Annotated in this window: 21 protein-coding genes; 6 read left to right on the forward strand and 15 right to left on the reverse strand. The window is 59.1% G+C overall.

All coding sequences use genetic code 11. The annotated features are described in order from the left end of the window. Positions 1-98: 98 nt before the first annotated feature. Together dnaG and rpsU are read right to left on the reverse strand one after the other, a co-directional pair. Positions 99-1844 carry a DNA primase gene (gene dnaG, locus LG383_RS00140; RefSeq protein ID WP_370635108.1) on the reverse strand — a complete coding sequence of 582 codons (1746 nt, stop codon included), beginning with the start codon at positions 1842-1844 and terminating at the stop codon, positions 99-101. 236 nt (positions 1845-2080) lie between these two features. After that, positions 2081-2296 carry a 30S ribosomal protein S21 gene (gene rpsU / locus LG383_RS00145; protein ID WP_001144069.1) on the reverse strand — a complete coding sequence of 72 codons (216 nt, stop codon included), beginning with the start codon at positions 2294-2296 and terminating at the stop codon, positions 2081-2083. A 236-nt stretch (positions 2297-2532) separates the two neighbouring features. Here rpsU and tsaD point away from each other — a divergent pair, with 236 nt between their 5' ends. Continuing rightward, positions 2533-3546, forward strand: coding sequence for a tRNA (adenosine(37)-N6)-threonylcarbamoyltransferase complex transferase subunit TsaD (gene tsaD / locus LG383_RS00150; RefSeq protein WP_225758048.1), 1014 nt, complete (start codon positions 2533-2535; stop codon positions 3544-3546). A gap of 17 nt (positions 3547-3563) precedes the next feature. On the opposite strand, the gene LG383_RS00155 is transcribed toward tsaD, so the two are convergent. Beyond that, positions 3564-4211, reverse strand: a complete 648-nt coding sequence (locus LG383_RS00155; RefSeq protein WP_225758049.1) for a response regulator transcription factor — start codon at positions 4209-4211, stop codon at positions 3564-3566. 263 nt (positions 4212-4474) lie between these two features. Here LG383_RS00155 and LG383_RS00160 point away from each other — a divergent pair, with 263 nt between their 5' ends. Continuing rightward, positions 4475-6424: a S8 family serine peptidase gene (locus LG383_RS00160; protein ID WP_225758050.1), complete on the forward strand. Its 1950-nt coding sequence runs from the start codon at positions 4475-4477 to the stop codon at positions 6422-6424. A gap of 31 nt (positions 6425-6455) precedes the next feature. On the opposite strand, the gene ureG is transcribed toward LG383_RS00160, so the two are convergent. The 10 genes from ureG to plsY all read right to left on the reverse strand — a co-directional run bounded on the left by ureG (position 6456) and on the right by plsY (position 14803). Continuing rightward, positions 6456-7073, reverse strand: coding sequence for an urease accessory protein UreG (ureG, locus tag LG383_RS00165; RefSeq protein WP_106995862.1), 618 nt, complete (start codon positions 7071-7073; stop codon positions 6456-6458). Between the two features lie 9 nt (positions 7074-7082). Further along, a complete protein-coding gene (locus tag LG383_RS00170; protein ID WP_225758051.1) occupies positions 7083-7754 on the reverse strand; it encodes an urease accessory protein UreF in 672 nt (223 codons plus the stop codon). Continuing rightward, the gene (locus tag LG383_RS00175) at positions 7754-8293 is read right to left on the reverse strand and encodes a HupE/UreJ family protein (RefSeq protein WP_225758052.1); all 540 of its coding nucleotides are present in this window, start codon (positions 8291-8293) and stop codon (positions 7754-7756) included. Before LG383_RS00175 ends, LG383_RS00170 begins: the two co-directional genes overlap by 1 nt. A gap of 9 nt (positions 8294-8302) precedes the next feature. Further along, complete coding sequence (gene ureE / locus LG383_RS00180) at positions 8303-8767, reverse strand: urease accessory protein UreE (protein ID WP_225758053.1); 465 nt, start codon at positions 8765-8767, stop codon at positions 8303-8305. 9 nt (positions 8768-8776) lie between these two features. Beyond that, a complete protein-coding gene (ureC, locus tag LG383_RS00185; protein WP_225758054.1) occupies positions 8777-10480 on the reverse strand; it encodes an urease subunit alpha in 1704 nt (567 codons plus the stop codon). Further along, positions 10473-10787, reverse strand: a complete 315-nt coding sequence (locus LG383_RS00190) for an urease subunit beta (protein ID WP_225758055.1) — start codon at positions 10785-10787, stop codon at positions 10473-10475. The genes ureC and LG383_RS00190 overlap by 8 nt, the downstream gene beginning before the upstream one ends. A gap of 9 nt (positions 10788-10796) precedes the next feature. Beyond that, positions 10797-11099, reverse strand: a complete 303-nt coding sequence (locus LG383_RS00195) for an urease subunit gamma (RefSeq protein WP_103822891.1) — start codon at positions 11097-11099, stop codon at positions 10797-10799. A gap of 10 nt (positions 11100-11109) precedes the next feature. Further along, positions 11110-11922 carry an urease accessory protein UreD gene (locus LG383_RS00200; protein ID WP_370635153.1) on the reverse strand — a complete coding sequence of 271 codons (813 nt, stop codon included), beginning with the start codon at positions 11920-11922 and terminating at the stop codon, positions 11110-11112. A 690-nt stretch (positions 11923-12612) separates the two neighbouring features. Next, positions 12613-14079 (reverse strand): MFS transporter, encoded by a 1467-nt coding sequence (locus tag LG383_RS00205; protein ID WP_225758057.1) that lies wholly within the window; start codon positions 14077-14079, stop codon positions 12613-12615. Positions 14080-14188: 109 nt separating this feature from the next. Next, positions 14189-14803 (reverse strand): glycerol-3-phosphate 1-O-acyltransferase PlsY, encoded by a 615-nt coding sequence (gene plsY / locus LG383_RS00210; RefSeq protein ID WP_106995854.1) that lies wholly within the window; start codon positions 14801-14803, stop codon positions 14189-14191. 107 nt (positions 14804-14910) lie between these two features. On the opposite strand from plsY, the gene folB reads away from it, so the two are divergent. Both folB and bacA read left to right on the forward strand, forming a co-directional pair. Next, on the forward strand, positions 14911-15279 hold the full coding sequence (folB, locus tag LG383_RS00215) for a bifunctional dihydroneopterin aldolase/7,8-dihydroneopterin epimerase (protein WP_106995853.1): 369 nt from the start codon (positions 14911-14913) through the stop codon (positions 15277-15279). A gap of 106 nt (positions 15280-15385) precedes the next feature. Continuing rightward, entirely contained in the window at positions 15386-16204 is an 819-nt protein-coding gene (gene bacA, locus LG383_RS00220) for an undecaprenyl-diphosphate phosphatase (RefSeq protein ID WP_106995852.1), read from the forward strand. A gap of 13 nt (positions 16205-16217) precedes the next feature. Here bacA and LG383_RS00225 read toward each other — a convergent pair whose 3' ends face one another. Both LG383_RS00225 and LG383_RS00230 read right to left on the reverse strand, forming a co-directional pair. After that, positions 16218-17459, reverse strand: a complete 1242-nt coding sequence (locus tag LG383_RS00225) for a multifunctional CCA addition/repair protein (RefSeq protein WP_225758058.1) — start codon at positions 17457-17459, stop codon at positions 16218-16220. 61 nt (positions 17460-17520) lie between these two features. After that, complete coding sequence (locus LG383_RS00230; protein ID WP_106995850.1) at positions 17521-18141, reverse strand: TIGR04211 family SH3 domain-containing protein; 621 nt, start codon at positions 18139-18141, stop codon at positions 17521-17523. Positions 18142-18379: 238 nt separating this feature from the next. Here LG383_RS00230 and LG383_RS00235 point away from each other — a divergent pair, with 238 nt between their 5' ends. Together LG383_RS00235 and glnE are read left to right on the forward strand one after the other, a co-directional pair. After that, positions 18380-19681, forward strand: coding sequence for an inorganic triphosphatase (locus tag LG383_RS00235; protein WP_225758059.1), 1302 nt, complete (start codon positions 18380-18382; stop codon positions 19679-19681). An 18-nt stretch (positions 19682-19699) separates the two neighbouring features. Then, entirely contained in the window at positions 19700-22558 is a 2859-nt protein-coding gene (gene glnE / locus LG383_RS00240; protein WP_225758060.1) for a bifunctional [glutamate--ammonia ligase]-adenylyl-L-tyrosine phosphorylase/[glutamate--ammonia-ligase] adenylyltransferase, read from the forward strand. Positions 22559-22595 lie beyond the last annotated feature (37 nt).

A 22595-nucleotide genomic window follows, 5' to 3' on the forward strand; every position in this document is an offset into this window, starting at 1 on the left:
TTTAAAGCGAGGGCGTACTTGTATTTGTGCCGCTGCCTCTCAGTGCGGCTGTCGGGATCTACCCGAACGATATTCGGCACTTAAGCCGTTAAATTCTTTTATTTCTTCGCCAGTTCCTGGTTAATCATCCAGAGCTCCCGGCGTTCTTCGCTGCTTAAACCGTGTGTGCGCTCGCGAGCTATCAACTCTTCCTGGCGCAGTTCAAGCATCGAATCAAACATATGGTTGAGCGAGTCGGTGAAGGTCTCTTCAGCGATATCTTTATCTGCTATATCGTCCCACATCGACAGTTTTTCAAGGGTGGCGGACGCTTTTGTTCCGCGATAGTGCTCTAAAAGTTGCCCTGTGGTCAGACCTGGCTGTGAGAGACAAGTGTTGACCAGTTCTGCAAATAAGCCAAGTCCCGGCAGCTTTTCGTGGTTCAAACCTTCCAGAGACGGCACTTTCGGTGCCAGTTCCGGGTTTTGCACCAGCAGTCCTATCAGTATACGCATGGTTGTGCGTTTTAGCTGTGGCGCCGGGCGAGCCGCTCCGCTATCCGCCAGCTTTGGCATTAAACGTTCAAGCTGACTGTCATCCAGAATGCCGAGTTTCTTACCCAACTCCTGACGCAGATAGATGCGCAACGTTTCGCCAGGCACCTGAGTAATCAGCGGTAACGCCAGCGTGCTCAGCTGGGCGCGGCCATCCGGGGTACTCAAATCGACCTGCGGCATCAGGCTGTTAAACAGAAACGTGGAGAGCGGCTGAGCCTGCTCCATCCGCGCTTCAAATGCCGCTTTGCCCTCTTTACGCACCAGCGTATCCGGGTCTTCGCCGTCGGGCAGAAACATAAAGCGTAACTGACGCCCGTCGGTCATATAAGGCAGCGCCGTTTCCAGCGCGCGCCAGGCGGCTTCGCGTCCGGCACGGTCGCCGTCGTAACAGCAAACCACGGTGTTGGTCACCCGAAACAGCAGCTGAATATGGTCGGCGGTCGTGGAGGTGCCCAGAGACGCAACGGCATAATTAATGTCGAACTGCGCCAGCGCCACCACATCCATATAGCCTTCGACCACCAACAGGCGCTGCGGTTCAGCGTTATCCTGCTGGGCTTCATACAGGCCATACAGCTGGCGGCCCTTATGGAAAATGTCCGTTTCCGGGGAGTTAAGGTATTTCGGCAGGGCATCGCCCAGCACGCGTCCACCAAAACCAATTACCCGGCCACGCTTGTCGCGAATGGGGAACATCACCCGCTCGCGGAAGCGGTCATAGCTGCGTCCCTTGTCATTAGTGACCAGCATGCCCGCGTCGATGAGGGATTTACGATCTTCGCTATTGCCGCCAAAACGCTTTAACACGTTATCCCAACCGGGAGGGGCGTAACCAATAGCGAAACGCGCAATAACATCGTCGCTCAGTCCGCGCTGGTTCAAATATTGACGCGCAGGCTCAGCGGCAGGTTGCTTAAGAGACTGTTGGTAAAATGCGTTCAGGCCGTCCATCAGCTGATACAGCGTTTGTCGTTGATGACGCTCTATCTGGCTGGGGCCACTGCCTGCTTCATAAGGCACTTCAAGATTGTGCATGGCTGCCAGCTCTTCGACGGTTTCAACGAACTCGAGCTTGTCGTAGTTCATCAAAAAGTCGACGGCGTTGCCGTGCGCGCCACAGCCGAAGCAGTGGTAGAACTGTTTTTCACCGTTAACGGTGAAAGAGGGGGTTTTCTCGTTATGGAATGGACAGCACGCGTGGTAGTTTTTGCCCTGCTTCTTCAGCTTTACCCGCGCGTCGATGAGATCGACGATGTCGGTTCTTGCCAGCAGATCATTAATAAATACACGTGGAATTCGTCCAGCCATAGGCCCCGCGATTACACTTCATCCTTCAAACTGTCTCTGCGTTGGCTGCGCTCGTTCACCCCTGTCACTTACTTAAGTAAGCTCCGGGGATTCACTCACTTGCCGCCTTGATACAGTGTGAATGATTTTGTGTAAGTCCTGATTCATAAACGAAAACAAGCCGCGCATTCCTTCCGGAAGCACGGCCTTACGACTATTACTCTGTCTGACAATTGAGGACGTGCGTCCTCAAAAGATTAGTACAGACGAGTACGGCGTGCGTTTTCGCGAGCCAGTTTCTTCGCGTGACGTTTCACAGCAGAAGCTTTAGCGCGCTTACGTTCGGTCGTTGGTTTTTCATAGAACTCACGACGACGAACTTCAGCCAGAACACCTGCTTTCTCGCATGAACGCTTGAAGCGACGCAGTGCTACGTCGAACGGCTCGTTTTCACGTACTTTAATTACCGGCATGTAACTCTCACCTTTATAAATTCGGTTTGCCGCTGGCATCAACGCCAGCTTATTTCAAAATGGTGCGGAATTTTACTGCAATTGCTGCTGCTTTGTAAAGCACCGCGGCCGTTTTTGAAAGGGACTTTTATAAGGGTGAGGAGTATACACGAAGAGAACTCCAGGGGTGAGGAAAGTTTTACATCAACCCGCCCAGGCTCTACACTGCGCGGTATCTGAGTGAGGTAAAACAAGTCATGCGTGTACTGGGTATTGAAACATCCTGCGATGAAACCGGCATCGCGATCTACGACGATGAAAAAGGGCTGATCGCCAACCAACTGTATAGTCAGGTGAAATTACATGCTGACTACGGCGGCGTGGTGCCGGAGCTGGCCTCCCGCGACCATGTGCGTAAAACGGTGCCACTGATTCAGGCGGCGCTGAAAGAGGCGGGCTTAACGGCAAAAGATATCGACGCCGTAGCCTACACTGCCGGTCCAGGGCTGGTGGGGGCGCTGCTGGTGGGCGCGACTATTGGTCGTTCGCTGGCGTTCGCGTGGGATGTCCCGGCAATCCCGGTTCACCATATGGAAGGGCACCTGCTGGCGCCGATGCTGGAAGACAATCCACCGGCGTTTCCGTTTGTGGCGCTGCTGGTTTCCGGCGGCCACACCCAGTTGATCAGCGTCACCGGTATTGGTGAATACGAACTGCTGGGTGAGTCCATTGACGATGCGGCGGGTGAAGCCTTCGATAAAACCGCCAAGCTGCTGGGTCTCGATTACCCGGGCGGCCCGATGCTGTCGAAGATGGCATCCCAGGGCACGGAAGGGCGCTTTGTCTTCCCGCGTCCGATGACGGATCGTCCGGGTCTGGATTTCAGCTTCTCGGGGCTGAAAACCTTCGCGGCGAATACCATCCGTAATAATGAAGATGACGATCAGACCCGCGCTGATATCGCCCGTGCTTTTGAAGATGCGGTGGTGGATACGCTGATGATCAAGTGCAAGCGCGCTCTGGATCAGACCGGCTTTAAGCGTCTGGTGATGGCGGGTGGCGTCAGCGCCAACCGTACCCTGCGTGCGAAGCTGGCGGAAATGATGCAAAAGCGTCGCGGTGAGGTGTTCTACGCCCGTCCGGAATTCTGTACCGATAACGGGGCGATGATCGCCTATGCCGGGATGGTACGTCTGAAGCCGGGTGCTACGGCGGATCTCAGCGTCTCCGTCCGTCCGCGCTGGCCGCTGGCAGAACTGCCTGCCGCCTGATGAAAGTGACCCGGATGTCAGAGTGCGATATCAAACATCCGGGTTTTCGCTAGCAGGCAGTAGAGCTGGCAACTGTTCTTCACCCCTAGCTTGTCCATCGCCCGCATTTTATGGGCGCTCACGGTTTTAATGCTCAGATGCATCCGCCGCGAGATATCCGTCAGGCTCAGTCCCCTACAGATCAAACGCAGCACGTCAGTCTCCCGGACGGACAGCGCCTCATTCATCATTTTCCCGCCTTTAAACAGGGCGTTCATCAGGGTGCGCTCGACGTACACTTCGCCATCGATCACCGACTGTAACGCCTGGCTGAGGATCTTTTCATCGCTGTGACGGCTGAGCCAGGCTTTCGCACCTGCCTCCAGCGCGAGGCGGATCAGCAGCGGGTTGGTATCGGGCGAGAGCATCATCACCTGCAGCGACGGGTAGTGGCGGGTTAACCACTTCACCAGCGCCAGCCCCTCCATGCCGTTCTGCGGATCCCGCAGCGTATAGCCCAGCAACAAAATGTCGGGGGTTTCGTGCGCCAGCAACGCCAGAAGCTCTCCGGTTGAGGCGGCTTCGCCACAGAATGAGAGCGCCAGAGAGGCGTTATCGCCGATCATGGCGCCGATCCCCCGGCGGATCACGGTATGCTCATCCGCAATCACCATTTTAATTGTCATTGGATTTTCCTTTAGCGGCGTTAATTAGAGTTTGCCCAGGATGTAATTTTATATTGTGTGCGCCCGGATGGATTGCAAAGGAATAAATATTTTTACCCGCAGCGAGGACTTGACAGATTTAAATAGCGCCGCTGCTAAGCCAACGTTTAATGACAAGAGATTTCTTATTTTTTAAAAGAGCGCTCTTATAGGTCCGCTTACTTTTTTAATTCATGCTGAAAAAGAAGGATTTTAATTAATGTCATAAAGGATCGTTGGCTAAAATGAAAAAATGTATTTTATCACTGTTAATTTGCGCAGCCGTTACCTGTTCCGCGCACGCTGCAACCCTGCCTCAGGCGGAGCTGGCTCAGGAAGGTATCTCTTACGCAGCGATCATCGTGACGCTGAAGCCGGGCACCGAGGGCACAACCGCTGCGGCCCGCAAGCTGACCCTGAGCGACCCGACCCTGGTCCTCACCCCCATGTTCCAGGCGGATAAGTCTGCCGAACTGAATGAGCTAAATACGCGTTACGGTTTTGACCGTTATTTGCGTGTCACCCTGCCGGAGAGTAAAGGGCAGGACAAAAACTTCATCAACACAATTATTACCGAGCTGGAACACAACCAGAATGTTGAATCTGTTTATCCTGAAACTATTCCCGTTTCGTTAGATGATACCCAGCAGGAAACAACCCAAAGCAAACCGAAATTAAAATCGTCGATAAACGGGAATCTCACCGCCTCATCTATTCCGGATTATCGCCACCTGCAGGATTATTTAAAATCACCTGGTGAAAAACGTGCTGGCTATTATATGGGTGGCGTTAACCGTGACAGTGTGAATTCCTATAAGGGCAATGAGGGTGAAGACATTACTATCGTCTCGTCCGAAAACTGTGGCTGGAATGATAAACATCTGAATTTACCGCCGATTGCTTTCCTGCAGGGGCCCAACAAAGAGACCTGCACCGAACGGCAACATAATACCGCTTCCGTCGGCATTCTGGCGGCGCGGGATATTGGCTCCGGCGTGCGTGGCCTGAGCTATAAAAGTAAAGTCGCCTATGCCGCCTGGCCATCGACCAACCTCTATAACATGATCCCTCAATTAAACGCGGGGGATGTGGTCTCGTTAAATATGCAGACCTGGGGCGGAGAAGTGGCCGGAACCTGTACCTCGGCCTGCTATATCCCTATCGAAAACGATGTCAGCTATTTCAACGTCATTAAGGCGCTCACCGACAAAGGCGTATTTGTGGTGACCTCCGCGGGCAATGGCAATATCAACCTCGACTCGCCAGCGTTCAATGGCAAATGGGATACCCAGGTGCGGGATTCCGGGGCGATTATCGCCGGGGCCTTCTGTGCGAAGACCGGTCAGCGGGCTCACTTCAGCACCTATGGCAAGCGGGTGACCAGCTCATCCTGGGGCTGCAGCGATGTCGTCACCACCGGCTACGGCACCCTCAATAATACCGTCAATGCCAACTACACCAATAACTTCGGGGGAACCTCATCGTCCACGCCAATCGTCGCCGGGGTGGTTGCCAGCCTGTCGGGGATTGCCAAAGCTCACGGTATTACGGTGACCCCGCTGCAGATGCGCCAGATCCTGCAGGAGACCGGTACCCCAGCCGCCAATGGCACCGGGGCGATCATCGGGACGCAGCCGGATATGGAGCGGGCCGTTGCCCGCATTATGGCCCTGAAGAACGGCGGTGAAACCCTGCCAGCCCCGACGGCGGTAGCCGGGGCGGATTACACCATGGTTTCGTCTGCCACGGGCGTCAGCACCTGGCCGCTGGATGGCAGCAAGAGCCTGAATGCGAAATCGTATAACTGGAGCGTGACCAAAGGGGCCGGTACCTTCTGGCTGCAGGAGAAGCTGAACGGCACCCTGGTTAACAGCCTGAACAGCGCCCATGCCTATGCGGCGATCCCGGCCAATAGCGAAGGTGAAGTGACCTATACCCTGACCACCACCGGGGCGGACGGTCGTACTGCGCAGGACAGCATGACCATTAAAGTGAGCAAACCGGCGGCACCGGCGCTGGATGCGCCGGCCTATAACGCGAAGATTGCCTATCCGACCAAATGCACCAAAGTGTCTTACGACGGCAAAATCTGGATGAACCAGTGGTACGTCAACCCGGGCCAGGAAACCCCGGGCAACGGCGGCACCTGGGGCGTGTGGCGTCAGCAGGGCGCAGCGGGCAACAGCTGTAAATAACGCCCACAGCCTGGCGTCATGCCAGGCTTTTTTACACCTTCAGCATCCCTTTCTCTTCCAGGAAGCCGATGATCGTCCCCAGCCCGTCGCCCGCTTTCAGGTTGGTAAAGGTCCAGGGACGCTCGCCGCGCATGCGGTTGGTGTCGCGCTCCATCACCTCCAGCGAGGCCCCCACGTACGGTGCCAGATCGGTTTTGTTGATCACCAGAAAATCGGATTTGGTGATCCCCGGCCCGCCTTTGCGCGGGATCTTCTCCCCTTCGGCCACGTCGATCACGTAGATCGTCAGATCCGCCAGCTCGGGGCTGAAGGTGGCGCTCAGGTTATCCCCACCGCTCTCGACAAAGATCAGATCCAGATTGCCGAACTTTTCGCTCAGCGCTTCCACCGCCGCCAGGTTCATCGAGGCATCTTCGCGGATCGCGGTGTGCGGACAGCCGCCGGTTTCTACCCCGACAATGCGCTCCGGCTCCAGGGCGCCTGCCTCGGTGAGGATGCGCTGATCCTCTTTGGTGTAGATATCGTTGGTCACCACCGCCAGCTGATACTGGTCGCGCATCGCTTTACACAGGGCTTCCAATAGGGCGGTTTTGCCCGACCCCACCGGGCCGCCGACGCCCACGCGCAGGGGATGTTTGTACTCAGACATAGAGACTCCTCAGGAACGGAATAACCGTGAATATTGGGTTTCGTGACGCGCCGAGGCGATGGCCGAGAGCGGCGTGGCCGCCCCCAACTGGTCATCGCGGCGCAGAAGGGCCTGCTCCAGCCCGTCGGCAAAGCGATCGCAGAGATCGATGATCAACAGTTGGGCCGCCTGCTGACCAAAGGGCACCAGTTTGACGCCCGCCATCACCGCGCTCTCAATCCAGCTGTAGCCGAGGCTTAACGCCATCTCGCGGAGATCGATCCCCCAGCGCACGCCGAGCCACGCCATGCCGCACAGCTGGCTTTGCGAGAACAGCGGCAGCCAGTCGGGTGGACAGTCCGTCTCCCAGCTTTTGATCAGCCGGGTGAAGGCTGCCCCGCGGTTGCGCTCCTCTTCCCGCAGCTCGCGGGTCTCGCGGCAGGCGAGGAGGTACGCTGTCCAGCGCGAGGCGGCGGCAATATCCTGCTGCTCGCAGGCGCGATACAGGCGGGCAAACAACGGCAGATCGACGCAGAAAAAGCTCTGCTCCATCTGCTGACATTGCCAGGCTTTGAACGCGGCCGGGGTGGTGACCCAGCCCGCTTCCGCTGCCCACTCCAGCCCCTGGGACCAGGTATAGGATCCCACCGGCAGGCTGCTGCTGGCGAGCTGCATCAGGCGCAGCTGGCGGGACAGATCCATCAGCTCATCAGCGCCAGCAGCGCAGAGGCGATCAGCCCCCCGCCAAAGGTTTTACGCAGCCCGTCGTGGCGGCGCAGCAGCAACCCGGCGGCAAAGCTGACGCACAGCACCGCAGCGCTGGCGAGCATAAAGCCGCTGGTGAACAGCCAGAAGCTGTGGCCTGCCATCTCGACGCCGTGCGCCCAGCCGTGGAACATCGCCAGCGCCGGGACGGCCAGCAACAGGCGGTTTTCGGTTTTGAACATCATCACGCCGCATACCGCCAGCGAGGCGATAATCAGCATCTCCATCCCGCTAAAACCGCCGAGCAGGCTGCCCGCGATCGCGCCGGTCAGCATCATCCCGAGGGTGGCAAAAGGCATCAGCAGTTTGCGGCCGCTCAGGGCGGCGAGCACGCCTGCGCCGGTTAACATCAGGAGATGATCCAGCCCGGTCAGGGGATGGAAAAAGCCAGCCTGAAAACTGTCGCTGCCGTGTCCCGGATGGGCCAGCGCGGGCAGGGAGAAGGCCAGCAGCAGCAGAGGTAACAACTTACGCATGATTAATCCTTAATGTGAATGAGCGTGAGAGTGCGAATGGGAATGACCTTCGCTGGCGTAGGCCCCTGCTTCCGGTTCAAACGGCAGCCTGGCGAACGTCACTTCCAGGTCGAACAGGTGCAGCATCTCGTCGAGGACGTGATCGTGGTGATAACGCAGCTCGCCGGGCAGAATTTGCAGCGGCACGTGGCGGTTGCCCAGGTGATAGCAGGCGCGCGCCAGCAGGAAAGGATCGGCGCAGCGCACCACCGACAGTGGCTCAGCGGCGGCAATAACTTCCACCACCTCACGGCCGTCGTCGCTGATGAGCAGGTCGCCGCCCCGCAGCAGCAGGCCGCGCGGCAATATCAGGCCTGCATCGCGCCCGTCGTCCAGCACCACGCGGGCGCGGCTCTTGACCCGGACATCAATCGGCAGCGTCACCCGGGTGGTGACGGGATGGGGATGGTCGAGGCGTTGGGTTAAGGTGATCATGATTTCTCCTCAGAACAGAAAATAGCGTTGTGCCATCGGCAGGACCTCTGCCGGCTCACTGGTGATCAGTTCCCCGTCAATGCGCACCTCGTAGGTTTGCGCATCGACGGTAATGTTCGGTTGCAGGGCGTTGTGGATCATGTCGGCCTTTTTCACCGTCCGGCAGCCTTTGACCACCGCGGTGGCGCTCTGCAGGTTCAACTCCTGCGCAATACCGTTATCGGCGGCGGCCTGCGAGAGAAACGTCAGCCGGGTGGCGTGGCGGGCGGCACCCAGCGACCCAAACATCGGCCGGTAGTGCACCGGCTGCGGGGTAGGGATCGAGGCGTTAATGTCGCCCATCGGCGCGCAGGCGATCATCCCGCCTTTGACGATGGTGGCCGGCTTGACGCCAAAGAAGGCGGGGGACCAGACCACCAGATCCGCCAGCTTGCCGGCCTCAATCGACCCCACCTCGTGGGCGATGCCGTGGGTCAGGGCCGGGTTGATGGTGTACTTGGCGATATAGCGCTTCACCCGCAGGTTATCGTTCTCGCCGGTCTCGTCCGCCAGCGGGCCGCGCTGCACCTTCATCCGGTGCGCCACCTGCCAGGTGCGGATAATCACTTCGCCTACCCGGCCCATCGCCTGCGAATCCGACGAGGTGAGGGAGAAGGCCCCGATGTCATGCAGCACGTCTTCGGCGGCGATGGTCTCCCGGCGAATGCGCGATTCGGCAAAGGCCACGTCCTCGGCGATATCCGGGTCGAGATGGTGGCAGACCATCAGCATGTCCAGATGCTCGTCGATGGTGTTGACCGTATAGGGCAGGGTCGGGTTGGTGGAGGAGGGCAGAATATTGGGGTGCGCGCAGGCGGTAATAATATCCGGCGCATGGCCGCCACCCGCCCCTTCGGTGTGGAAGGTGTGGATGGTGCGCCCGGCGATGGCCGCCAGCGTGTCTTCAACAAACCCGGCCTCGTTGAGGGTGTCGCTGTGCAGCGCCACCTGGATATCCATCTCATCCGCCACCGTCAGGGAGCAGTCGATAGCTGCGGGCGTTGACCCCCAGTCCTCATGAATTTTCAGGCCAATCGCCCCGGCGGCAACCTGCTCGCGCAGGGCATCCGGGTTGGAGGCGTTGCCCTTGCCCAGCAGGCCAATGTTGACCGGCAGGGTGTCGGCGGCCTGCAGCATCCGCGCGATATACCACGGCCCCGGCGTGCAGGTGGTGGCATTGGTGCCAGCGGCAGGGCCGGTACCGCCGCCGATCATGGTGGTGACGCCAGAGACCAGCGCCTCTTCGGCCTGCTGGGGGCAGATCCAGTGGATGTGGGTATCGACCCCGCCCGCGGTAACGATCTTCCCTTCGGCGGCGATCACCTCGGTGGCCGCGCCAATTGGGATGGTCACGCCGGGCTGAATGTCCGGGTTACCGGCTTTGCCGACGGCGACGATCCGTCCATCCTTCACGCCGATATCGGCTTTAACGATCCCCCAGTGATCGACGATCAGCGCGTTGGTCAGCACCAGATCGACGCAATCCTGCGCCGTCATCTGCCCCTGACCCATGCCGTCGCGGATCACCTTCCCGCCGCCGAATTTGACCTCTTCACCGTAGATCGTCAGATCCTGTTCCACCTCGATCCACAGCTCGGTATCGGCCAGCCGGACTTTATCCCCGGTGGTGGGGCCAAACATGTCGGCATAGGCCTGGCGCGAGATCTCAGCCATGGTTCACCTCGCCCATCACCTCGCCGCGAAAGCCGACAATACGCTGAGCGCCCGCCACCTGCACCAGCGTTACGGCCCGCTTTTGCCCGGGCTCGAAACGCACGGCGGTACCGGCGGCGATGTTCAGCCGGAAGCCTCTGGTAGGCTCACGATCGAACTTCAGGGCCGGATTCACTTCGTAAAAATGGTAATGGGATCCGACCTGGATCGGCCTGTCGCCGTGGTTCTCGACGATCACGCTCAGGGTGTTACGGCCTGCGTTGATCGCGATCTGGCCGGGTTTAATCTGGTATTCGCCTGGGATCATGCTGCCCCCTTACAGGATCGGATTGTGAACGGTGACCAGCTTGGAGCCGTCCGGGAAGGTGGCCTCCACCTGAATGTCCGGGATCATCTCCGGCACGCCCTCCATCACCTGGCTGCGGGTCAGGACGTGGCGACCGGCTTCCATCAGCTCCGCCACCGTCTGCCCGTCGCGGGCACCTTCCATAATGAAGGCGCTGATCAGGGCTACCGATTCCGGGTAATTGAGCTTCACGCCGCGGGCGAGACGGCGCTCGGCCACCAGCGCGGCGGTAAACAGCAACAGCTTGTCTTTTTCTCTGGGGGTCAGTTCCATCGTGCGTCTCTCAGGTGTGCCAGATACGGGGCGAGCAGGGGGCTTTGGCGGTGAGCTGCGGGCGCAGGCGCTGCCAGATCTCGCGCATCGCCTGCTGGCAAATCAGGTTGTCATGGGCCAGAAAACGCACCGACAGCAAGCCATCGGTGAGGGTTGCCCCGGCGAAATGCTCCAGCGGGGCCAGGGCCTCGCGGGCCTCCTCCAGTTGCGTTTCGCTGGCCGGGTAAAACAGCAGGGTGCCGATCCACGGGTGTTCCGCCACGGGGGTCAGATCGCCGTCGGCCAGGTGCTGACGCTCGATCAGCAGCGGTTCGCCGTCGATCCAGACCTCGAGGCGGCTTTCGATCTGCCCGTGGCTGAAGATCTCGCCGATCACCGGCCGGCCTAAGCAGAACAGCTCCCAGGCCAATAGCGTGCTGCTGCGCTGCAGATGAAACACCGAGCGCAGGGCGGCATTCGCGCCGGGGAAGAAAATGGTGTCCTGGGGTAGCCACTCCAGCGTGGCGTGCTCATCCAGGGTGAAGTGCTGATCCAGCCGCGCCAGCGCGCCGTTGCTGCGGTAGAACTTGCTGGCACCGGGCATGGTGATCAGCGCGTGGCTGTGGGCCTCAAGGTGGACGTCGATCGTCAGTTCATCCCCGCCAACAATCCCGCCCGGCGGGTGCAGCAGATAGAGGTGGCAGGTGTCGTCTTCGGGATAGAACGGGCGTTGTACGGTAAGGGGGCCGACATGACGAGCAGAGTGAAGGAGGGTTTTTTCAGGGGTGTGACAAAACTGCAAAGCAAGCGATGCCTGCCAGCCTTTTACTGTTTTATCAACCATCTGAGGTGCTGACATGCTTCATCCATCTGCTCGCCGTCGGGATTTTTTTAGTATGCCCTGGCGGAAATGAAGGCTGTCATATGAGTCACTTATGGATGGATTGGTAACGGTGGAATTTTCCGTTCACTATCATTCCTCTGCTCCCATTCCGCATATCTGCGGTGAACGTGCAAAGGGGGCTTGCCGCCGCCCCCTTTGCAATCCCCGCGGCCCCGCGAAGAAATCGGTGCTTCGCACTACGCTCACCTCCCGACCTGACGCCTGCGGTCGGCTCAACTCGACATCCTGTCTCGATTCGCCTCTGGCCGCCATCCCTGGCGTCCAGCCCTTGTCATCCGGTCTCCGGTTCGCCGATTTCAGCGGGGTTCAACACCGGTGCCACCTTCAAACCGCAGAGAAGGTTGAGGGAGCGAAAGTCCGGCTGAAAATCGCTGAGGCGTTGACCGCAGGCCGGGGCGAGGCGCATGGATGCGCCGAGAGGGCGTGACCTACATGGATGTAGGATCACGCCCGACCCGATAGCCGAAGGGAATAAGCCGAAGGCACCGCGAAGCGGCGATTTTCTTTGCCGGGAGCCGGGATTGTTAAGGGGGCGGCGGCGGCCCCCTTAACACGTTCACCGCAGCGGGTTATACATAAAGCAGAGGAGTGATAGTGAACGGAACGATTCCACTCCTTAAAAAGAGAAACTTACCGGTAATCCTCCGCATCAATATCATACCCGGACGGTTCCCAGCGGATCGCCAGCAGCGAAACCAACCCAATCAGCGGTGCCAGGGCAATCACCCAGAAAACAGCCGTATCCATCGAGGCCACCAGCAGCGGGAACATAAACAGCGACAGCGTCGAGCTGCTGCGCATCAGCGTCTGGTTCAGCCCCACACCCACACCGCGCAGCGAGGTCGGGTAACTGAGCGAAGCAAAGGTCATGGTATGCGCCCCCGGCCCAAAGCCCTGGCCGAACAGGAACAGCGCCAGCATCGCCACCGCCGTAACCCCCTCTGCGGCACCTTCCGGACGACCGATAATCGCCAGCACCAGCAGGGCAATCAGCTGGCAGGTATAACCTCCCAGTGACATCCGCCATGCGCCAAAACGCGGCACCAGCCGCACCGCCAGCAGACCGCCGACAAAGGCGAACAGCAGGTTCAGGGCCAGTGAGATCAGAATCGTGGTCAGCATCGACTGCACAAAGAAGCTGGAGATAATCACCGGCAGGCCAAAGGCCACGGCGTTATAGGCGAAGGACGAGACAATCGACAGCAGCGTGGCCAGGGTAGTGCGGCGCAGATAGACCCCGCGGAACAGATTCAGGTAGTTACCCCAGCTGGCTTTGTTCACCACCGGGGCGGGCTGATCGAGCGCCTCCTGCGGCACGTGGGCATTAATGTTATACGCCTTGCGCAGGATCGCTGCCGCCTCTTTCAGGTTGCCCTGATTCGCTGCCCACACCGGGGATTCGCTCATATACCGGCTGCGGATGGCAATGATCACCAGCGCGGGGATCGCCCCGAAGCCGAGGATAATTCGCCACAGCCAGTCGCTGTGCGTCTCTGGCAATACGCTATAGAAGAAGAGTACCAGCAGATACGAAATGCTGATCGCGGCATACCAGGTAGGGCACCACATGGCGACGCTGGCGGCTTTGTTGCCGGGGCCCTTCAGCTTCGCGAACTCGCTTAAGAAGGCCATCGCCACGGGCAGGTCGATCCCCACGCCCAGACCCATCACAAAGCGCGCTCCGGCCAGCACGTACTCGTTCGGGGCAAAGGCACAGGCGATGGCCGCGACCACGAAGAACACCATGTCGGCCATAAAGACCCGGTAGCGCCCGATTTTATCCGTCAGGTAGCCGCCAATCAGCGCCCCGACAATCGCACCGAAGGTGATGGCCGAGGCCACCATGCCGGTGCCTGCGGGGGTGAGGTTGAACTCGCGGGTAATATCTTTGATGCCGAACGCCAGCGCGCCCAGGTCATAGGCATCGAGAAAGATACCGCCAAGGGCAATCCCGATGACGATACGCGCATTGGCCCGGCCCTGTGAGCCTTCATTGACCAGTTGGGTGACATCCGCCGCGTTGCGGACCCATTTGATCTCCCCGTCGGGAGTGTTTCCTGCCGTTGCAAGTGAGGTTGGATCTGCGATCTCTGTCATTTTCTTATGTTGTGTTGGCTGTACGAACAAAAAGAGTACTCACAGCAAGAAAACGATCTAAATCACATTTGGTTATAAGGCATAACTAAGGGGCGAAGGCGAAAGGGCGCTACTGCGGCTCTTTCTTCTTTCTCTTCAGCTTCGACCAGATTTTAGTCTCCTGATGACGCCACAGGCGCTGGATGTTGTCATGATGACGCAGCAGGATCAGGCAGGAGAGCATCGACACCGGGAAGGTGAACTGGGGTTTGAACCACCAGACGTAAAACGGGGCAATCAGCGCGCTGACGATAGCGCCAAGGGAGGAGTAACCGCTGAGCAACACGCTGAGCAGCCAGGTGCCGGCCATCACGCCGGTGAGATCCCAGCCAATGGGGGCGATGGCACCAAATGCGGTGGCCACGCCTTTACCGCCTTTAAAACGGAAGAATACCGGCCAGATGTGGCCCAGACAGGCGGCGATAGCAATCAGCCCCAGCCAGAATGGCGTAACGCCCAGCGCATACGCGCCCCAGACGGGAAGCATGCCTTTCAGGACGTCAAAAATCAGAACCGCTACGGCTGCTCCTTTGCCGCCAATTCGTAGTACATTGGTCGCCCCCGGATTCCCGGAACCACTCTCGCGTGGGTCAGGTAACCCGGCGATACGGCAGACCAGAATGGCGCTGGAAATTGAGCCGCAAAGGTAAGCAAGGAGGATCATTCCAGGCGCGATTGCACTCATAACGCTGTTCCGTTTTGAAAATATCGTTTTGTACTTAGCATCTGTGGATAATACGCATAATTCGCCGGGAGTGGTATCCGGTTTAGCCAAAAACCAGGCAGGTCGTGATGGATATAGTATTTATAGAGCAACTTTCGGTAATCACCACTATCGGGGTGTATGACTGGGAACAGACCATCGAACAGAAGTTAGTGTTCGATATCGAAATGGGCTGGGATAACGTCGCCGCCGCGAAAAGCGATGATGTGAACGACTGTCTGAGCTATGCCGACGTCAGCGAAACGGTCATCAGCCACGTGGAAGGGCAGCGTTTTGCGCTGGTGGAACGCGTGGCGGAAGAGGTGGCGGAACTGCTGCTCAGCCGCTTTAATTCCCCGTGGGTACGCATCAAAGTCAGCAAGCCGGGCGCGGTGGCGCGGGCGGCCAATGTGGGCGTTATCATTGAGCGTAGCCAAAATCTGAAAGGAAATATTTAACGGTATCATCGTTAAACCAATTCCTGTTAAATCAGTCTTACAGCTGTTCATTCTGCGGTTACCCCCTGGGTAACCCGTTTTTTTCTGTCTTTTTAGGGGTTTATTGATGAGCGATATGCACTCCCTGCTGGTGGCAGCAATACTGGGTGTGGTCGAAGGATTGACAGAGTTTCTGCCGGTTTCCAGTACGGGCCATATGATTATTGTTGGCCATCTGCTGGGTTTCGAAGGCGAAACGGCGAAAACCTTTGAGGTGGTGATCCAGTTAGGATCCATTCTGGCAGTGGTGGTGATGTTCTGGCGCCGTCTGTTCGGGCTGATTGGTATTCACTTTGGCCACCCGCCCCATGAAGGCACCGGCAAAGGGCGCTTAACGCTGCTGCACATTCTGCTTGGGATGATCCCGGCGGTGGTGCTGGGGCTGGTGTTGCACGACACCATCAAATCGCTGTTCAACCCGATTAACGTGATGTACGCGCTGGTGGTGGGTGGTTTCCTGCTGATTGCCGCCGAGCTGTTCAAGCCAAAAGAGCCACGTGCGCCGGGTCTGGATGATATGACCTACCGCCAGGCGTTTATGATTGGCTGCTTCCAGTGTCTGGCGCTGTGGCCGGGCTTCTCCCGTTCCGGAGCGACCATTTCCGGCGGGATGCTGGTGGGCGTGAGCCGCTATGCGGCCTCGGAGTTCTCGTTCCTGCTGGCAGTACCGATGATGATGGGTGCGACCGCGCTCGATCTCTACAAGAGCTACCACTTCCTGACCGTGGGCGACATCCCGATGTTTGCCGTGGGCTTTATCACTGCGTTTATCGTGGCGCTGATCGCCATTAAAACCTTCCTGCAGCTGATCAAGCGCATCTCGTTTATCCCGTTCGCCATCTATCGCTTTATCGTGGCGGCCGCGGTTTACGTGGTCTTCTTCTGATGATTCACTGCCCTCAGTCTTTCGGCTGAGGGCAACGCTGTTCCTTCCAGTCCGCTACTGCCTGAATCCGCCGCTTTGTTAACTCTTCCCGAATCTCTGGCCCTTTAAATCCGGCCTCGATCACCCCTTGCGTCGGCACGGCTTTCGCCACCTCCCAGGCTTCACGCAACAGTCGCCCCTGCGGATAGTCGTTGGCTTCAAACCCGGTGCGCCCGCGCACGTCGGCTTCGCTGGTCAGGGCGATCTGCTCCACGCGCTGCGGCTTGCGCCAGGCGTCAATGCTGTCGAACAGCTTCACGATGGTGGCTGGTTTGAGGATCGGGAAGGTGTGGATCAGGTCATGGAACTCGGCGACCAGCTTCGCCAGATCGCGGATCTCGTTTGGCACCCGCATGCGCTGGCAAACCCGTTCAACCAGTCGGACCCCCGCCGGGCCGTGGCCGTGATGGCGTGGCCAGAGTTCGGGTGGCGTTAAGCCTTTGCCGAGATCGTGGCAGAGGGTGGCGAAGCGCACGTCCACCTCCGGGCTGAGCATCGCCGCCATGCTCAGGGTCATCAGGGTGTGGATGCCGGTATCAATTTCCGGGTGCCACTTCGCCGGGGCTGGCACGCCAAACAGCGCGTCCAGTTCCGGGAACAGCACTTTGAGCGCTCCGCAGTCGCGCAGCACCTGGAAGTAAACCTGCGGATTACGGGTGGTGAGCGCATTCTCCGTCTCTTTCCATACGCGCTCCGGGGTGAGGTGTTCCAGCTCGCCCGCGTCGGTCATCGCCGTCATCAGCGCCATGGTTTCGTCGGCGATGCGGAAGCTCAGATGGGCATAGCGGGCTGCAAAGCGCGCCACGCGCAGTACGCGGAGCGGATCTTCAGAGAAAGCCGGGGAAACATGGCGCAGGATGCGGTTTTGCAGATCCTGCTGACCGCCGTAGGCATCGATGATATGGCCGTTTTCATCCTGCGCGAGGGCATTGATGGTCAGATCCCGACGCTGCAAATCCTCTTCGAGGGTAACGTCAGGGTCGGCATGGCAGGTAAAACCGGTATAACCGACGCCGGATTTACGTTCGGTACGCGCCAGAGCGTACTCCTGGCGGCTTTGCGGGTGCAGAAACACAGGGAAATCGCGGCCTACCTGCTGGTAACCCGCGTCGAGCATTGCCTGAGGGGTGGCTCCCACCACCACCCAGTCTTTATCTTTGACCGGCAGACCTAACAACGCATCACGAACCGCACCACCGACCAGATAAATCTTCACGCCACACTCTCCCGTATCAAATATTGGCAAAATAATACGTAAGTGTGGCAGAGATGGCGACTTAGTTCATCCAACGGTCTTTACGTTTACGGCTCGGCACCAGATGTGGCAGCACCAGACCCAGCAGCAGACCCATACCCAGCACGCCGCCGCCATACATAAACCACTGCATGATGATGGTGCGCTGTTTGTCATCCAGCTGCAGGTTAGCCGCGCTCACCTTTTTCTGGGCGACGATCAGCTCGTTCTTCAGCTTCTGGTTCTCATCTTTGAGACCGTTGATCACCCCGTCGCTCTGAGCCACTTTCTGCTGCATTTCAGCGGTGCGCTGGTTCCAGGTGGCGTCGATATTGGTCAGCTTGTCGGTCAGGGTTTTGACCTGGTTTTCCAGATCCGGCACGCGGGTGCGCAGGCTCGGGTCGGTGCTAAGCTCTTTCAGGGGGATCCAGGCGGTACGGCCGCTGCTGTCGCGCACCTGGCCGTAGTTGGATTCCGCGTTGCTCTGCAACAGCACCACTTCCTCGCCGGCATTAATCGTACCCACGAGGCGATAATTGTCACCCGGACCACTGCGTACCCAGGTGTTCAGTTCGTCAGAAACGTAGCGCTTCTCTTCTGCGTGGACCACGGTCGCGGCGCTTAAAGCAAGTAATGTCAGTCCGATCAGGCGTAATTTAGGCATCAGGCAGTCGTTATTTTCATGAAAAGTGGAACGATATTAGTGGAAACAGACTTCAGGCTCAAAGGATTCGTCAGCATTCGGAATCCTCTGTGCTCTGTTGGCCACTGTAGCAAACTTTACGCCCGTCAAATTGCCCATTGCGTGGCAATCTGGCGCAAAATACTATCTACTGACAAAAAAGTGGCGAGTAAGTTCGCCGTAATTTACCCCACGATATTGCAATCAAAAGAACAAGGCCATGGCTCAGGAAATCGAATTAAAGTTTATCGTTGAAAACGGCAGCGTCGATGCGCTGCGAACTCATCTGCATCAGCTGACCGGCGAGCATCACGCTCCGGTGCAACTGCTCAACATCTATTACGAAACCCAGGACCTGTGGCTGCGCCGTCATGACCGGGGTCTGCGTATCCGCGGCGTGGACGGACGCTACGAGATGACCATGAAGATCGGCGGTCGCGTGGTCGGCGGCCTGCATCAGCGCCCGGAATACAACATCGATATCAGCCAGCCCGAGCTGGAGCTGGCGCGTTTCCCGGCGGAAGTGTGGCCGGAAGGCCAACTCCCTGACGATTTGGCGGAGCGCGTTAACCCGCTGTTCAGCACCGATTTCTGGCGCGAGAAGTGGCTGGTGAACGAAGGTAAAAGCCGAATTGAAATCGCCCTCGACCTGGGAGAAGTGAAAGCCGGTGAGTTCCAGGAGCCGATCTGCGAACTCGAGCTGGAGCTGCTGGAAGGCCACGCCGATGACGTGCTGAAGCTGGCCCGCAAGCTGGTGACGCTGAGCGGTCTGCGCCAGGGCAGCCTGAGCAAGGCCGCTCGCGGCTATCATCTGGCCCAGGGCAATGCTCCGCGTGTTCTGAAGCCGACCGAGATTCTGCGCGTTGCGCCAAAATCCTCGGTTGAGCAGGGCTTTGAAGCCTCGCTGGAGCTGGCGTTGAGCCAGTGGCAATACCACGAGGAGCTGTGGGTCCGCGGCGTGAAGGGGGCGAAAGCCGAGGTACTGGCGGCGATGGCGCTGGTGCGTCACAGCCTGACGCTGTTCGGCGGCATTGTGCCGCGTAAAGCTAGTGCTCACTTACGTGATCTGCTGACCCAGGTTGAAGCCCTGATGGCCTCTGAGGTCTCTGCTGAGACGGCGATCTACAGCCCGCAAACCGCGACGGCGAAACTGACCCTGACCGAGTTCCTGATCAATCGCGGCTGGCGCACCTTCCTCGATGCGAAGGCGCAGGCCAAAATCGACGACTCCTTTAAGCGTTTTGCCGATACCCACCTGTCCCGCCACGCCGCTGAACTGAAAACCATTTTCGGACATCCGCTGGGCGATCAGTATGGCGATCAGCTGATCCGTCTGGCGCGCAATATCGACAGCATCCTGCTGCTGGCAGGGGCCTATGACGGGCCGGTTGCCCGCGCATGGCTGGAGAACTGGCAAGGGCTGCTGTATGCCATCAAGACCCGCCAGCACATTGAAATTGAGCATTTCCGCAACGAAGCCATTTCGCAGGAGCCATTCTGGCTGCACAGCGGAAAACGTTAACGCAGGCAAGGAACCCCCATGATGCCGCTTTCTTCACCCTTACAGCAGCAGTGGCAGACGGTATGTGAACGTCTGCCGGAAGCATTACCCGCCTCGTCGTTAAGCGAGCAGACCCGGCAGGTACTGACCTTCAGCGATTTTGTGCAGGAGAGCGTCACCGCCCATCCTGACTGGCTGGCAGAGCTTGAAGCCTCGCCACCCCAAGCGGACGAGTGGCAGCACTACGCGCAGTGGTTGCAGGACGCGCTGGTGGATATCAGCGATGAACCCGCGCTGATGCGCGTGCTGCGCCAGTTCCGCCGTCGGGTGATGGTGCGCATCGCCTGGGCGCAGGCGCTGATGCTGGTGAGTGAAGAGAGCACGTTGCAGCAGTTAAGTCACCTTGCGGAGACGCTGATCGTCGCCGCCCGGGACTGGCTGTACGACGCCTGCTGCCGCGAGTGGGGCACGCCGTGCAGCGAGGAGGGTACCCCGCAGCCGCTGATGATTCTGGGCATGGGCAAACTGGGCGGGGGCGAACTTAACTTTTCCTCGGATATCGACCTGATCTTCGCCTGGCCGGAGAAGGGCGCCACCCGCGGCGGACGTCGCGAGCTGGATAACGCCCAGTTCTTTACCCGCCTGGGGCAGCGGCTGATTAAGGCCCTCGATCAACCTACTCAGGATGGCTTTGTCTATCGCGTGGACATGCGCCTGCGCCCGTTTGGCGACAGCGGCCCGCTGGTGCTGAGTTATGCTGCACTGGAAGATTACTACCAGGAGCAGGGCCGCGACTGGGAACGCTACGCGATGGTGAAGGCGCGGATCATGGGCGATACCGGCGATGCGTATGCCAACGAGCTGCGCGCCATGCTGCGCCCGTTCGTGTTCCGTCGCTACATTGATTTCAGCGTTATTCAGTCGCTGCGTAACATGAAAGGGATGATTGCCCGGGAAGTGCGTCGTCGCGGCCTGAAAGACAACATCAAGCTGGGGGCGGGCGGCATTCGCGAGATTGAGTTTATCGTCCAGGTGTTCCAGCTGATCCGCGGCGGACGCGAGCCCTCGCTGCAGTCCCGCTCCCTGCTGCCCACCCTGGCCGCCATCGCTCAGTTGAACCTGTTGCCGGAAGGCGATGACCGGATCCTGCGCGAGGCCTACCTCTTTTTACGGCGACTGGAAAACCTGCTCCAGAGCATCAATGACGAACAAACTCAGACCCTGCCGGGGGATGAGCTCAATCGCGCCCGTCTCGCCTGGGGGATGCGCGTTGACGACTGGCAGGCGCTGACCGACGCGCTGGATGCGCACATGGCGGCGGTGCGGCGCATTTTTAACGATCTGATCGGCGACGATGAGAGCGAATCCCAGGATGATGAGCTGTCCGAGCACTGGCGCGAGCTGTGGCAGGATGCGCTGCAGGAGGACGACACCACACCGGTGCTGACTCACCTCAGCGATGACGATCGCCATCGGGTTGTGGCGCTGATTGCCGATTTCCGCCTTGAACTGAACAAGCGTGCCATCGGCCCGCGCGGCCGCCAGGTGCTGGATCACCTGATGCCGCACCTGCTCAGCGACGTCTGCTCCCGCGCCGATGCGCCGGTTCCCCTGTCGCGCCTGACCCCGCTGCTGAGCGGGATCATCACCCGTACCACCTATCTGGAGTTGCTCAGCGAGTTCCCCGGGGCGCTGAAGCACCTGATCTCCCTCTGCGCCGCCTCGCCGATGATTGCCAGCAAGCTGGCGCGCTATCCGCTGCTGCTGGACGAGCTGCTCGATCCCAACACCCTTTACCAGCCGACGGCGACCGATGCCTATCGCGACGAGCTGCGCCAGTACCTGCTGCGCGTACCGGAAGAGGACGAAGAGCAACAGCTGGAAGCGCTGCGTCAGTTTAAGCAGGCGCAGCTGCTGCGCGTGGCGGCGGCAGATATCTCCGGAACCCTGCCGGTGATGAAAGTGAGCGATCACTTAACCTGGCTGGCGGAAGCGATTATTGATGCGGTGGTCCATCAGGCGTGGGTGCAGATGGTGGCCCGTTACGGCCAGCCGAAGCACCTGGCCGATCGCGAAGGGCGCGGCTTTGCGGTGGTGGGCTACGGCAAGCTGGGCGGCTGGGAGCTGGGCTACAGCTCCGATCTGGATCTGATTTTCCTTCACGACTGCCCGGTAGATGTGATGACCGACGGCGAGCGGGTGATCGACGGTCGTCAGTTCTACCTGCGCCTCGCCCAGCGCATCATGCACTTGTTCAGCACCCGGACCTCGTCCGGCATTCTGTATGAAGTGGATGCCCGCCTGCGCCCGTCCGGGGCGGCGGGGATGCTGGTCACCTCTACCGACGCCTTCGCCGACTATCAGAAGAACGAAGCCTGGACCTGGGAGCATCAGGCCCTGGTGCGTGCCCGGGTGGTGTATGGCGATCCGCAGCTGAACGCGCAGTTCGATACTATTCGTCGCGACGTGCTCACCGCCACGCGCGAGGGCCCGACGCTGCAAACTGAAGTGCGCGAGATGCGCGAGAAGATGCGCGCTCATCTGGGTAATAAGCACAAGGATCGCTTTGATATCAAAGCCGATGAAGGCGGTATCACCGACATTGAATTTATTACCCAGTATCTGGTGCTGCGGGACGCGCACAGCAAGCCGAAGCTCACCCGCTGGTCGGATAACGTGCGCATTCTGGAGCTGCTGGCGCAAAACGACATTATGGACGAGCACGAGGCGCTGGCACTGACTCGCGCCTACACCACGCTGCGCGATGAGTTGCACCATCTCGCCCTGCAGGAGCAGCCAGGCCATCTGCCGCTCGACTGTTTTAACCCCGAGCGAGAGCTGGTGCGGGCCTGCTGGCAGAAGTGGCTGGTGGAACCGTGCGTAACAAAACAAGTGTGATATTATCGCGCGCAAATTGTGAATCTTTCTGGAGTCA

Source organism: Leclercia sp. Marseille-Q4284 (assembly GCF_916618945.1).
Taxonomy (GTDB): Bacteria; Pseudomonadota; Gammaproteobacteria; order Enterobacterales; family Enterobacteriaceae; genus Enterobacter; species Enterobacter tamurae.